The 13,624-nt window shown below is 57.8% G+C and carries 14 protein-coding genes; 8 read left to right on the plus strand and 6 right to left on the minus strand.

The genetic code is table 11. From position 1 onward, the window contains the following. The 5 genes from arcC to AC1DTN_RS36605 all read right to left on the minus strand — a co-directional run. On the minus strand, window positions 1-933 hold a 933-nt coding region (arcC, locus tag AC1DTN_RS36585), incomplete at its 3' end, for a carbamate kinase (protein WP_310389065.1). A 1-nt stretch (window position 934) separates the two neighbouring features. Further along, window positions 935-1,939: an ornithine carbamoyltransferase gene (locus tag AC1DTN_RS36590; protein WP_442207491.1), complete on the minus strand. Its 1,005-nt coding sequence runs from the start codon at window positions 1,937-1,939 to the stop codon at window positions 935-937. A 37-nt stretch (window positions 1,940-1,976) separates the two neighbouring features. Then, window positions 1,977-3,206: an arginine deiminase gene (arcA, locus tag AC1DTN_RS36595; protein ID WP_113320166.1), complete on the minus strand. Its 1,230-nt coding sequence runs from the start codon at window positions 3,204-3,206 to the stop codon at window positions 1,977-1,979. 171 nt (window positions 3,207-3,377) lie between these two features. Then, entirely contained in the window at window positions 3,378-3,584 is a 207-nt protein-coding gene (locus AC1DTN_RS36600; protein ID WP_007813158.1) for a hypothetical protein, read from the minus strand. A gap of 182 nt (window positions 3,585-3,766) precedes the next feature. After that, window positions 3,767-4,117: a hypothetical protein gene (locus AC1DTN_RS36605; RefSeq protein WP_439017988.1), complete on the minus strand. Its 351-nt coding sequence runs from the start codon at window positions 4,115-4,117 to the stop codon at window positions 3,767-3,769. A gap of 271 nt (window positions 4,118-4,388) precedes the next feature. Between AC1DTN_RS36605 and AC1DTN_RS36610 the strand changes: the two genes are divergently transcribed. The 3 genes from AC1DTN_RS36610 to AC1DTN_RS36620 all read left to right on the plus strand — a co-directional run bounded on the left by AC1DTN_RS36610 (window position 4,389) and on the right by AC1DTN_RS36620 (window position 8,138). Further along, entirely contained in the window at window positions 4,389-5,609 is a 1,221-nt protein-coding gene (locus AC1DTN_RS36610) for a sensor histidine kinase (RefSeq protein ID WP_442207490.1), read from the plus strand. After that, on the plus strand, window positions 5,599-6,267 hold the full coding sequence (locus AC1DTN_RS36615; protein WP_439017990.1) for a response regulator transcription factor: 669 nt from the start codon (window positions 5,599-5,601) through the stop codon (window positions 6,265-6,267). The genes AC1DTN_RS36610 and AC1DTN_RS36615 overlap by 11 nt, the downstream gene beginning before the upstream one ends. Window positions 6,268-6,359: 92 nt before the next feature. Then, window positions 6,360-8,138 carry a hypothetical protein gene (locus AC1DTN_RS36620; RefSeq protein ID WP_442207489.1) on the plus strand — a complete coding sequence of 593 codons (1,779 nt, stop codon included), beginning with the start codon at window positions 6,360-6,362 and terminating at the stop codon, window positions 8,136-8,138. 5 nt (window positions 8,139-8,143) lie between these two features. On the opposite strand, the gene AC1DTN_RS36625 is transcribed toward AC1DTN_RS36620, so the two are convergent. Further along, window positions 8,144-9,109 carry a hypothetical protein gene (locus AC1DTN_RS36625; RefSeq protein ID WP_477924967.1) on the minus strand — a complete coding sequence of 322 codons (966 nt, stop codon included), beginning with the start codon at window positions 9,107-9,109 and terminating at the stop codon, window positions 8,144-8,146. A 159-nt stretch (window positions 9,110-9,268) separates the two neighbouring features. Between AC1DTN_RS36625 and AC1DTN_RS36630 the strand changes: the two genes are divergently transcribed. The 5 genes from AC1DTN_RS36630 to AC1DTN_RS36650 all read left to right on the plus strand — a co-directional run bounded on the left by AC1DTN_RS36630 (window position 9,269) and on the right by AC1DTN_RS36650 (window position 13,465). After that, window positions 9,269-9,913 (plus strand): helix-turn-helix domain-containing protein, encoded by a 645-nt coding sequence (locus AC1DTN_RS36630; RefSeq protein WP_439017993.1) that lies wholly within the window; start codon window positions 9,269-9,271, stop codon window positions 9,911-9,913. A gap of 45 nt (window positions 9,914-9,958) precedes the next feature. Beyond that, the gene (locus tag AC1DTN_RS36635; protein WP_113319956.1) at window positions 9,959-10,306 is read left to right on the plus strand and encodes a hypothetical protein; all 348 of its coding nucleotides are present in this window, start codon (window positions 9,959-9,961) and stop codon (window positions 10,304-10,306) included. Window positions 10,307-10,555: 249 nt separating this feature from the next. Then, window positions 10,556-11,713, plus strand: a complete 1,158-nt coding sequence (locus tag AC1DTN_RS36640; RefSeq protein WP_439017994.1) for a Gfo/Idh/MocA family protein — start codon at window positions 10,556-10,558, stop codon at window positions 11,711-11,713. 13 nt (window positions 11,714-11,726) lie between these two features. After that, window positions 11,727-12,611 (plus strand): carbohydrate ABC transporter permease, encoded by an 885-nt coding sequence (locus tag AC1DTN_RS36645; RefSeq protein WP_025669760.1) that lies wholly within the window; start codon window positions 11,727-11,729, stop codon window positions 12,609-12,611. Beyond that, window positions 12,608-13,465 carry a carbohydrate ABC transporter permease gene (locus AC1DTN_RS36650; protein WP_477924968.1) on the plus strand — a complete coding sequence of 286 codons (858 nt, stop codon included), beginning with the start codon at window positions 12,608-12,610 and terminating at the stop codon, window positions 13,463-13,465. The genes AC1DTN_RS36645 and AC1DTN_RS36650 overlap by 4 nt, the downstream gene beginning before the upstream one ends. Window positions 13,466-13,624: the final 159 nt, after the last annotated feature.

Raw genomic sequence — 13,624 nt, forward strand, 5'->3', positions numbered from 1 at the left:
GTGCCAGCTCAGGCCATCAAAGCCGCCATCGATGATCGTCCCGCGCTCGCCGCGCACCATTCCGGCAATGTCGGCAAGTGAGCCTATCGCCGCCGCCTTGCCGTTGGCACGGGCGAAATGACAGGCCGCCTCCACCTTCGGCCCCATCGAGCCGGCCGGGAAGGAAAACTGCTTCAGATCATCGGGACGAGCGCGATGGATCGCCTTCTGGGACGGCTTGCCCCAATCGGTATAGACGGCCTCGGCATCGGTCGCCATGATCAGGAGATCGGCATAAAGCTCGCGGGCCAGAAGCTCCGAGCAGAGATCCTTGTCGATCACGGCTTCGACGCCGATCAGCTTCCGATCGGCACCCTTTTCATACATGGTCGGTATGCCGCCACCGCCTGCACAGACAACAATCGTGCGCTGTTCCAGGAGCCAGCGGACCGGGCGGATCTCGAAGATGCGTTTCGGCGCCGGCGAGGCGACGACGCGACGCCATTTTTCGCCATCCTGCTTGAAGACCCAACCCTTTTCCGTGCGTATCCGGTCCGCCTCGGATTTGTCGTAGACCGGTCCGACGAATTTTGTCGGGTTCTGAAAGCCGGGATCGTCAGCATCGACTTCGACCATGGTGAGGAGTGTCGCCAGGGGCTGCTCGAACGGCAGGAGATTGCCGAGCTCTTGCTCCAGCATGTAGCCGATCATGCCTTCGGTCTCGGCGCCCAGAACATCGAGCGGATAGGCTTCCTCGGGTTTATAGGCCGCCCCCTGCAGCGCAAGCAGCCCGACCTGTGGCCCGTTGCCGTGTGTTATGACGAGCTCGTGTTCAGCCGCCAGGGGCGCGATCGCCTCAGCCGCGGTGCGCGCATTTCGCCTCTGGGTATCGGCAGTCATAGGCTCGCCGCGCCGAAGAAGCGCATTGCCGCCCAGCGCAATGACGACACGCATGTCAATCTCCCAAGGTAGCCACAAGCAGGGCCTTGATCGTATGCAGGCGGTTTTCCGCCTGCTCGAAGGCAACATTGGCCTCGGACTCGAAGACGTCGTTCGTGACTTCGAGGCCGTTCGCCATGCCGTAGTCTTCGGCGATCTGCTTGCCAAGCGTGGTTTCGGTATCGTGGAATGCCGGCAGGCAATGCATGAACTTGGTCTGCGGATTACCGGTCGCTTTCATCAGGTCCTGATTGACCTGGTAGGGGGTAAGCAGTTTGATGCGTTCACGCCAGACATCTTTTGGCTCGCCCATCGAAACCCAGACATCCGTGTGGATGAAATCGACGTCCTTGACTGCCTCTCTGGGATCCTCGGTGACCAGCAGGCGTGCGCCCGAGGCCTGCTGCAGATCCTTGGCGATCTTCATATATTCCTCAGACGGCCAAAGCGATCTTGGGCCGCAGATGCGCACGTCCATGCCGAGCAGGCAGCCCACGATCAGCAGTGAATGCCCCATATTCGAGCGCGTGTCGCCGACATAGGCATATTTGATGGCGGCGATCGGCTTGTCGCTGTGTTCACGCATGGTCATGACGTCGGCAATCATCTGCGTCGGATGATATTCATCTGTCAGGCCGTTATAGACGGGCACGCCGGCGTAGCGTGCCAGCGTTTCCACACCCTTCTGCTCGGAGCCGCGATATTCGATCGCATCATACATGCGGCCGAGCACCCGCGCCGTATCCTTGAACGATTCCTTGTGCCCGATCTGCGAGCCGGACGGATCGAGATAGGTGACGTTGGCGCCTTGGTCCGAGCAGGCGACTTCGAACGCGCATCTCGTTCTCGTCGAGGTTTTCTCGAAGATCAGGCAGATTTCCTTGCCTTTCAGATGCTCCTGCTCGGTGCGGGAATATTTGGCCCGCTTCAGATCGCGCGCGAGATCGAGGAGATAGCGGAACTCCCGCGGGGTGTAATCCTGCACGGTCAGAAGCGAGCGATTGCGCAGATTGAAGCTCATGGTCTTGCTCCGTCAGTCTGTTTGGTGGGTGAAAACGTCAGTAAGCCGGGTCGCGCCAGATAGGGCACGTCATGCAGTGCCCGCCACCGCGGCCGCGACCGAGTTCGGAACCGCGGATGGTGATGACCTCGACGCCCGCCTTGCGCAGCAGCGTATTCGTATAGGTATTCCGGTCGTAGGCGACGACGACACCGGGTTCGAGCGCGACGACATTGTTGCCGTCGTCCCATTGCTCGCGTTCGGCCTGATAGGAATTGCCGCCTGTTTCGACCGTGCGTATTAGCGGCAGATCGAGCGCTTCGGCGACGACATCGAGCATCGGCTGGCTTTCGGGATGGATCTCGAATGTGCCGTCGTCATCTACCGGATACATGCTGTAGCAGCGGATCTGATCGACGACCTCGGCAAAGAGCGTGACAAGATCGCGATCACAAAAGCTGAAAACCGTATCGAGATGCATGGCTGCGCGGCTCTTCGGCATCAGGCAGGCGATCACTCGCTTTGCGGCCTTGTTTTTGAACAGGGCCTGCGCCACCTGGCCAACGGCCTGATAGGTAGTTCGTTCGCCCATGCCGATCAGAACAGTGCCATTGCCGATCGGCATGACGTCACCGCCCTCCATCGAGGCATTGGCAAACTGATTATCGGAATCGCCCCACCAGATCCGGAAATCGCCGCCGTGGAATATAGGGTGAAACTTGTAGATCGCGCGCTGGATCAGCGTCTCGGCGCGTCTGGCCGGCCAGAACATCGGGTTGCAGGTCACCCCGCCATAGATCCAGCACGAGGGGTCGCGCTGGAATAGGGTGTTGGGGATCGGCGGGATGACGAAATCGGTTTCCGGAAGGGCACTCAGCATCAGCGACTTCGCTTTGACGTCGGGCAGGTCGGAGATCGCAATGCCGCCGATCATGAAGGCGGCAAGCTGTTTGGCCGGCATCTCGTCGAGCCATGGCCGCATCGCCTCGGCGATCTGGGAGCCGAGCACGTTCGGGGTGATGCGTCGATCCAGTATGAAATCGCGCGCTTGTTTGTTTGAAAACGTCTGGTCAAGCAGGTCATGGGTCTCAAGAACTTCGACCCCTCTTTCCTGCATCTTCAGGACAAAATCATAGTGATCCTTCTGGGCCTCATGCACCCACAAGACATCGTCGAAAAGAAGGTCATGGCAATTCGCGGGCGTCAGCCGCTGGTGCGCCAGAGACGGTCGGCAGACCATGACGGTTCTCAGCTTTCCGACCTCAGAATGAACACCGAAACCACGCATGAGGTCCTCCTTCCAGCCCCAAAGGATGACGGCGCCGCCGCCGGCCCTTGAACACATCCAGCCTGTTTGAAAGCCTACTTGGGCAGACACGGCGATGTCATTGATTGCAGACAAGGTGCGGTGCAGCATTTGCAATTTCCGACCATCCGGGATGAGGAGAATGCAGCCTGTTCAGTGAAGGTCAGACGTGTTGCATCGCTGCATCTGCCATGCGCGCCAATGGGTCGGGTGGAGATCGAGCATCTCGCCGGTCAGGGCATTTGCCCATCCGCCAGGCAGACGCTGGCAGGGAAAAACCAAGGCATGGACGCCTTCGTCGTCAATGACGGCGAGTTCTATATCCTCTTCGAACGGAGCTTCGACGACCAACCGCCACATCACCGACCCTTCCCGACGATGCACGAGTGTCGACCGACAAGAGGCTATTGTTTCGGCGTGCCAGTCACTCGGCCGGCGTGATTTTCCTATTAGCGCGGATGCCGCAAAGACCTCCGCTACGACCTGCCTTTCGATGGATTCGCGACAGCGCGGCCTTCTTCGTGGGAACCCTGCGTGCCCGCTCATTCGATGTAGAACGTCAGATTGCCGTTGCGGGCGCGCGTCACCCATTCGATCTGGTTGGGTGTCAATTTCTTGGCCTTCAGTTGCTGAACGAGCCATGCGTTGGAGCGGATGGCCGTGCGGATTTCCTTGACATGTTCAGCGCTGCCCGGCCTCGGCATCGCGCCGACTTCGACTGCGGTTCGAAAACTGACAATGGAGAACCGCTTGTCGTGATAGGCTCTGATGTGCTCCGGCAGGTTTTCGGCCCAGTTCATGCGCCGGAATTCCTTGCGGTTCTCCTGGGCGCCGACAGGGGTCACGACCGACGCAGCGGTCGCAATAGCAATAGCAAGAGCAAACTTCCTCATCTTCCAGCTCCCTCAAAATGGCTGTAAACCCATCGCGTCCCAGAGTAGCGGAACAACGAGCCAGAGGCATTGAGCCGGATCAATGGAGATGAGGCCGGCCCAAAGCGCCGGCTCGCCGGACTTTCAGCAGGTCCCGTTGAAGAAAAAGACCAATAGAGTCTACGCGATACTACACTGATCCCCCATCCAAAGATGGTAAACTCTTGTCATTGTTGAGGAGGAAGGGCCGTCGAGGCACTGGATCACTTCTCAAAGGGCGGAGGAGACCATCATGTCCACCAAGATGGAGGCGCCGCATGTTACCGAATTCAGTTCCCTTGTCTCAAGCCTGACGGGACGAACCTCGTTCATCGGCTCGCTAACAGCACGCCATAAGTCCGCGCGAGGTTCGTGCAAAAAGAACGGGCCACAGGCGAACTGGATTCGACAACTCTACGAACACATGCCTGACGCAGTGTTTTTCATGACGGACAACAATAGAATTTCAGCCTGTAATGGGGCTGCGGTGACCCTGTTCGGTTATGAAGAAGGTGAACTGCTCGACCGCAAGATCGACTTTGTCTGGTCTTCAACGCCGGATGTTCAGATCAAGGGACGCTGGGCAGACCAGGGCGCGGTGCGTGCTGGTCTGGCGACGACCAAAACCGGCGTTCAGTTTCCAACTGCCCTGACCATCATCCGAGAACAAGGCGAAGGACGAACCTTCGTTGCGGCGATCTTTGAGGACTTCCGGACAGAGCGCGAGACATTGCAGCAGGTTCAGGAGCTTCAACGTGAGCTGGCGCGTCTTGCAAGAATAGTCGCGCTTGGGGAAATGACAGCGACGCTGGCACACGAACTGTCCCAACCGCTGTCCTCGATCGCCGCTTACTCTGAAGGTTGCAAGCGCCTTGTGACGAACGACTGCCGGCGGCACGGCGTGGAGCTTCGTGAGGCCTTGTCGGAAATCACGCAGCACGCCTTGTGGGCGGGAACGATCGTCGAGAACGTCCGGGAATTTGCAAAGCGCGGCGCCGGCGAGAAACGACTGGAGGCGATGCACGCGTTGATCCCCGAAGCGACGACGCTTGGGCTCACCGGATCGGCCCGGAAAGGCCTTCACATCGATTTGCGGCTCGAATCCGAGCGGGACATCGTGGTCGCAGATCGCGTCCAGATCGTCCAGGTGCTGATCAATCTTCTTCATAATGCCGTGGAAGCGACCGACGGCGTCGAGCAGCCGACTATCGCGATCCACACCAGGACCGACGATTTCTCGCATCTGTTTGTCGACGTATCCGACAATGGCTGCGGAATTGCCGCCGAGATCGAAGAGGCGCTGTTTCGTCCCTTCGTGACCAGTAAACCGCGCGGACTTGGCATGGGCCTGGCATTGTCCAAACGCATCATCGAAGCGCATGGAGGCCACATCAGCGCGCGCAAGGGAATACAGGGAGGCTCGATCCTCTCATTTTCGCTTCCGCTGGCGGAGACCCCAATCGATGGCGAATGACCTTACGATCCATCTCGTCGACGACGAGGAGTCGCTCCGGCGCTCTCTAACGTTTTTGCTGGTGTCGGCAGGCTTTGCTGTTCGCGCACATAGCTGTGCGAAAGCCTTCCTAGAACTTCTGCCGCTGTCGGGGCGAAGTTGTCTGGTCACTGATCTGTGCATGCCGCATATTAACGGCATCGAATTACTCTATCGCCTGCGACGTCTCAGTATAGACGTGCCGGCGATCGTCATTACCGGCCAGGGAGATATTGCCGCGGCTGTACAGGCAATGAAGGCGGGGGCATTCGATTTCCTGGAAAAACCTCTGAAGGAGGACGTGCTTATTGCCGCCATCAACGGAGCGATGGGACAGAGGCGGGCCGGCAGCGTTTTACCTGATTCCGGAAGCGTCGCCACACGGCTCCGCCAGCTCACGGAGCGCGAACACCAGGTTCTGATCAGCGTACTCGATGGCTTACAGAACAAGATGATTGCGTATCAACTTGGGATCAGCTCGCGCACGGTGGAGGTCCACCGCGCCAATGTGATGGCTAAAATGGGCGCGCGCAATCTGGCAGAGCTCATGCGCATGGCCATTACCATTGACGCTGCGACGCAATCGCCTGAAACCGCAAAGGCTTTGCCGATCGGCAGCGGGTCAACTTATATTCGATAGCCTTAAAGCAAATCTTGCAACCTCGGACTTGTGGGGTATGATGCGTTAGAATTGACTTATATAACTGCGTGATCTTTGTCGTAGGGTCGATCATGAGAAGCGCAAAGGTCAATACTTTCCGCAGTTTTGGGCCGACGACGGACGAAGTTTGCCGACAGGTCGAACGAATCCTTACAAGCGAGGAGTTTCACGCGCCGAAGCGCGGGCGAAATTTCCTGGAATTTGTCGTCAACGAGACGCTTGCCGGTCGATCGGACTTCTTGAAGGCATTTACGATAGCAAATGTGGTGTTTGGCCGGGAAGCTTCATTCGATCCGCAGAATGATCCTGTTGTCCGGATCGAGGCCGGCCGAATACGAAAGTCGCTCGAGCGTTATTATCTCGTCGCAGGCGAGAGGGACGACGTCGTCATTACTGTGCCCAAAGGCGGATATGTCCCGCATTTCGAATATGCGCGGGGTGCGCTTGCTCCGACTGAGCCCATCGAGACCTCAGACAATCCGCAGAATGTTGAGTACCAAGATCAAAGTCATTCGCTTGAGGAAACACGTCGGCCGGGATTGGTCACCCTTATTGGTCTCGGGACTGCGCTGGCCGTCGTCCTCGCTCTTCTTCTTCTAGCCCTCACGTTCGCATTGTCTTTGCGTGATGCTCCGACCGCAGCATTGCCGCCGACACGTCCTGAGCCAAAGGTGATCGTCGAATTCTTTGCCGAAAGCAGCCCTGCTGACGTTGGCTCGGATATCGGGCGAGGCCTGAGGGACGATATTATCGGACAACTCGCCCAGTTCGATGACATCGTTGTCGTCGCAGATCCGTTCCGTGATGAGCACGTCTCAGTTGCCGACTACATACTCCAGGGTAATGTCCAGATCGATGGAAGCAGGCTGCGTGCTGCTGTCAGGCTGGTGCACCAAGTGGATGGAGCCGTCATCTGGGCCAATAATTTCGATGGGGACCTTCAGGACCAGAACCAGCTTGTGATTCAAGGCAATTTCGCACGAAAAATCGCCAATGCGATCGCACAGCCCTATGGCGCCATCTTTCAGACCGACACGGATATGATAGCGCGAACGGCACAGATGGAAGACCGAAGTGCCCATGAATGTACACTCGTCTATTCCAGCTATCGTCAGACCATGACAGGGCAAAGTCACAGCGCGGCGCGCGAATGCCTGCAACAGGCCACCCGGCGTTTTCCCGACAATGCGACGTCCTGGGCGCTGCTGTCCATGGTCTATCTCGACGAAATCAGATTCCGCCATACGCTCGGTACATTATCGTCGACCCAGCCTCTCGCGCTGGCGAGCGCTGCGGTGAAGCGGGCAGCATCGCTCGCGCCGCACAATCCACGCGTGCTACAGGCGCAGATGCTGGTGAGCTTCTTTAGAGGGGATACCGACGAAGCCTTAAAGGCAGGCACCGCAGCCTATGCTGCAAACCCTGATGATGTGGAAGTCGCAGGCGAGTACGGCTTGCGATTGGCGATGTCTGGGAAATGGCAGTCAGGCTGCGAGTTGCTGTCGATCGCCCTCAATAAGGGTGTCGGTACCAAAGGTTACTACGAGGTCGGTATGGCTTTGTGCGCATTCATGGAAGGAGATCTAGAAGAGGCGGAGAAGTGGTCGCGAAGGTCCGATCTCGATGATAATCCCATGCATCGCCTTGTGCTGCTGTCCATTCTCGGTGCTGCCGGAAAGACTGATGAAGCCATGCTGGAAAAGGATTGGCTCAATATTCACGCGCCCATTTTGATGACTGACATACGCCAGGAAGTCTCGCTCCGCCTGCAGCGGCCGGAGGACCAGGAGCGGTTCCTGAACGGGCTGCGCGCCTCGGGATTGGTTATCAGCCCCCTGTCAGCAAGATAAGGCAGCTACGGGTCGGCGCCCGCGTCGTTCAGCCCGTGGTTGTTCGAAATAGTCACCGCGATTTGTGTGGCGATCTCGTCCTCGACGTCGAGAATGGCCTGGCCGCGCAGGTCTCGATCATATTGATTTGCCCAGGTGACCGCGCCATCGGCGGCATTTATCAGGCGGACATGCAGATGAAGGATCGTACCCTCGATGAGAGCGCTTCCCTGCAGGCTGAAAAACGAACCGGTCATTTCCGCCCCGGATCGGCCTGGAGCAAGCACAGTAAGGCTCTCCACCTTCATGAGCTTTGCAATCAGCTGATCGGCCAATCCCTTCACGAAATCAGCTCCCTGCGCACTGCCGCCGAGAGCGACGAAGGGTTCGACCGCAACCCTGACCTTGCTCTCCGACTTTGATGCGGCAGGCGCCGGCGACGTCTCTGGTGGGGAGAGATAGGCTTCAAGCGGACGAACAAGAGCGAGTATGGCCATTGCCCCGAACAGCGCGGGGACGCCGATCGGCAACAGGAGATCACGATAGCTCACCGCCCGCTMCTGCCCGGGGGCGCGCCGCTTGCTCTCGCGGTTCTGCGGGGCGGAAATTTCTGCTACATACGAACTGTCTTCTGCGCTCGAAAAGTGCGGCGCATAACCTCCTTTGGGGACAGTAATCCGGATTGGATCACTGCTTCCGCAGACCAGGTAGTATCGTTCGAGCGCTCGACGGATCCGCCCCGCCTCGATGCGGACAACTGGATCATTCTGTGCATCGAAGGATGCATCACGGCCAAAAACCGCTTGTGCAATCGTATAGGCCTTGAGCTGTTCGCTGCGCCCTTCAAGTGTCTCTTCAACGATATATTGCAGGAAGCGGCGCCCGCGCTCCGGGGCAAGGAATTCCGGACTGGCGAGTATAAGGTCAAGCTGCGCACGCACGCTTGCAGAGTCTTGAAGTGCGCGGTTTTCCCCTCCCTCTTCCGATACCATCCAGACCTCCCTCGATACCTTCGTATCGCTCTCATCAGGGGGAATGGCTTTATACACCTATTGGTGGTTCTGGGCTTCCGTAGCGATACGTAAGGGATATCTCGAATACCGGGGCGGACAGCGATTGCCTATGCTGAGATACGAATGGGAGCGACGCATATGCTTCAAAACCAAACGATCGCAAAGCACACGACGTTTCCTGGCCATCGCTATGGCAGCGTTGCCGGAACGGCTAAGGATCAATCGATCCGGCTCAAGGCCGACGAGACGATCTATAGCGAAGGTGAACACGCGTTTGCGATCTATCAGGTCGAAGCGGGCGCGGTGCGGATTTACCGCCTCACGGCAAGCGGGCAGCGATATATTCTGTCCTTTTGCGGCAAGGGTGAATGGTTCGGGCTCGAGACGGGCAATGTACGAACCGATTTTGCAGAGGCAGTCTGTGAAACCTGTATAAAGCCCTTTCGCGCCAATCAGGAGGCAGTCGTCCCCATAGACCTTCTCCACATTGCCCTGACGAACCTCGCGAAGGCACAGCACAAACAGCTCGTCATCACCGAGCAAAGCGCGCTGAAGCGGGTCGCCGCCTTTGTTTATGAAACGGCTGATCGTTATCCCGGAGATTGCGAATTCGATATGATGATGTCGCGCAGCGATATTGCCGACTATCTCGGGCTGACGGTCGAGACCGTCGCCCGTTGCTTTACGAAACTACGCGAAAAACGAATTCTTTGTCTCAACGGCAAACTGCAACGCATTGTCCGACTTCTCGACCGTGATGCGCTCGTCGCACTGACGATCTAGCTGCAGCGGATTTCGAAGGTCGATCTTGAAAAAGGGGATTGAACGATGACGCATGCATCCGGTCGAAGATTGAACGCATCAGCCAAAGCGGTCCTCGCAAGCCTGATAGCGCTAACGGGCCTTCCACTCGCGGCCGCGGAGGCACAGACCTCTCCGTTTGACCAATTTCCAATACTTATCCAATGCAAGTACAAGGAAACCTATCACGTTTTCTACATATCACGTATTTCAGAGGACGGTGTCGCAACCTATGTGGCATCCGAACGCATGGGCGGTACGATCACCCTGGACGGTCAGGCGAAGGCAACCGGCGGCGCAAGTGGCGGCAGTTGCGTCGGCAAGACTTTGGCAGAGCTTCGTGCATCTCACCAAGCCTATGACTTGAAACCCTAAAGCCCGCCTTGTGTTCTCTCCGTCACGCGAACGCTGCGGAGTGAACCGCCGATCGCATAGTCTCGAAGCCAAAGCCGAAGGGTGTACTCGAGCCGCCCGATCTGATCTTGCAACCGGTCACATCGGGGGTGGAGCGGATTGATGAAAATTAATTTCATCAATCCGCTCTGAACCCCGTTTTCAGTTGACGGCCCTTGTTTTTTGTCCCAACTTGAAGAAAATAAATTACGAATTGGGAACATTGTTGGCATGAAAGTGGGAATCATAGGGCTGGGATTCCGGCTCGGCTATCTTGGCTATGTTTTCAAGGCTATCGACAGCAGCTTCGAGATCGTCGGTTACGTCGATCCGGAGCCCGCGGGACTTCCCGGACTGATGGAAAAGGGCGTCTCTGTCGGCAAGGCCTATGCTTCACCGCAAGAGCTCCTCGCCTCCGACAAGCTCGATCTCCTGATGATCGGCTCTCCCAACCACATGCATCTCGATCATATCCGCCTCGGTCTTGAGGCTGGTCTCAAGGTCTTCTGCGAAAAGCCGATTGTCACCACGATCGCCGAAAGCATCGAACTTGCCCATCTGATGGCCAAGTTCGGCCATGAGCGGCTGATGGTCGGCCTCGTGCTGCGCTACTCTCCTCTTTACAAGGATCTGCGCGCCATCCAGGCCGAAGGCAAGCTTGGCCATATCGTCTCCATCGAAGCCTCTGAACATATCGAACCCTATCACGGCGCCTTCTTCATGCGCGACTGGCGCCGCTACGAGCGCTATTCCGGCAGTTTCATGCTGGAAAAATGCTGCCATGACCTCGACCTTTATAATGGTGTGATCGGCGCCCGCCCCGAACGCGTCGCAAGCTTCGGCGGCCGCAAGAGCTTCATTCCCGCCAATGACCCGGCGCGCGAAGGCATCAACGATCTGGAACTCTTCCACCGCAAGCCAAGCGGCTGGATGGGCTCGGACAAGGTGTTCGACAGCGACGCCGACATCATCGATTATCAGGTGGCGATCGTCGAATACGCGAATGGCGTCGGCATGAATTTCCACACCAACCTGAACGTTCCCGACCAGTTCCGCCGCTTCGCCATCATGGGCTCGCGCGGCATGGCCGAGGGCGACTTCGTCCGCGGCTATCTCGATGTCCACGAGCAGCTGACCGGCAACAAGATCGTCGAAAACAAATATGCCGCGACCGAATTGTCGCAGCATTACGGGGCCGACGAGCAGATGGCGGCCGATATTCTGCAAAGCGTGCGCTCCGGGTCGGATCTGCCGGTCTCTACGCTGAACGCATTGGAGGCAGGCATCCTGGCACTTGCCATGGATGAGGCTCGCATGAAGAAGGCCGTGATCGACCTTCGTCCCATATGGGACCGGTTCGACGAGGCGCTACACGCCAGAGCGGCCTGAGGAGAACGGCAAGATGAGTGCTCAGAAAAGTGCCGTCATCTTCGCCTGGATCCTTCTCCTTCCGGCCGTCCTCTATGTGCTCGCGATCGTCGCCTATCCACTGGTCGATACGTTCATCCTGTCGTTCACGGATGCATCGCTACGCAAGGTCACGAACTGGGTCGGCTGGGTCAACTACGAGAAGATCTTCAATTCCACCTTTGCGGAAGTCATTGTCCGAACCTTCATCTGGACCTTCTTTTCGGTCGCCCTGAAGATGATCATCGGCACCTTCGGCGCCTCCATGCTGAACGCCGCCGTGCCCGGCCGTTCATTGTTTCGACTGCTCACCATGCCGCCATGGATCGTGCCGATGGCAATCGGCATCTTCATGTGGGGTTGGATGTATAATGGCCAGTTCGGGATGATTTCCGGATTGCTGCAGCGCTTCGGCCTCGTCGACGGTCCGGTCGCCTTCCTCGCCTATGGCAGCACCGCCTTCTGGGCAACGATCGTGACCGACGTCTGGATCGGCGTCCCGCTGGTGACGATCTACTTCCTCGCCGCGATCCAGTCGATCCCGAAGGATCTCTATGAAGCAGCATGGACCGACGGCGCCGGCCGCTGGTACCGGTTCCGCCGCATCACGCTGCCGCTGATGGTTCCGGCCATCATCACCATGTCGATGCTGTCGCTGATTGCGACCTTCAATTCCTTCGACATCATCTGGATCCTGACACAGGGTGGTCCGAGCGGCGAAACGACGACGATGATCATCGATACCTATCAGACGGCGATCGGCTCGAAGAAATATGGCGAAGGGGCAGCGCGCGCTGTGCTGATCTGCATCTTCCTGTCGCTCTTCTGCTTCGCCTATTTCCGCGTCACCCGCCGCCTCAATCCGGAGAAGCGCGCATGAGCAGCCGTCCCATGATCGATCGCTACAGCTGGTGGGAAATCATTCTCATTTACTGCGGTATAGCGCTCTTCCTGTTCTTCGTGCTGTCGCCATTCGTCGAAGGCTTCCTGGTCTCGCTGAAGCCGCTCAGCCAGCTCTTCTCCTCGCCCTACCGCTTCTGGCCGGAAAACGGCTCCTTCGAGGCCTACCGGACGATGTGGATCAGCGTACCGGGCTTCGGTCGCTACATCTTCAACTCGTTCTTCATCTCGATCATCGTCACCGTGATCGTGCTCTGCCTCGTCATTCCGGCATCTTATGCGTTTGCGAAGTTCGAGTTCAGGGGCATGGGCATCCTGCTCGGTGCCTTCCTGACGGTGAACATGTTCTCCGGCGCCGTCCTGCTCATCCCGCTCTTCCGCCTGATGCGCAGCATCGGTGTTTTGAACACCTATCTTGCGATGATCGTGCCGGGCGTCGCCTTCCTGATCCCTTCGGCGATCTGGCTGCTGCGCACCTACATGATCCGCATTCCACAGGAACTCAACGAAGCGGCCTACATGGATGGCGCCAGCCATTTTTATACGCTGCGTCGTGTCATTCTGCCCATTGCGATGCCGGGGATTATCGTCGTCGCGATCACCACCTTCATCGGCGCCTATGCCCAGCAGTTCATCTTCGCGCTGACCTTCAACTCGAAGACTGAATACATGCCCCTGCCGGTGGGACTCTTCGCTYATTTCGGCAAGCAGGAGGTCATCTGGAACGAACTGATGGCGGCCTCCTTCGTCGGCATTGCGCCGGCGATGATCGTCATCTTCTTCCTTCAGCGCTATCTCGTCGGCGGCCTGACCGCCGGTGCGGTGAAACAATAAGACCAACAATAAAGAGTGAACAGCTAACAACGAGAATGGGAGTAACGACGTGAGCATTACCATCAAGACTGGCCTTATGGCGCTCGCCCTGCTTGGTTCGACGGCACTGACCGCGGTCACGGCCCAGGCAGCCGACAAGGAAATCAGCTGGATCTATTG

Source organism: Rhizobium sp. 01T444 (assembly GCF_056398305.1).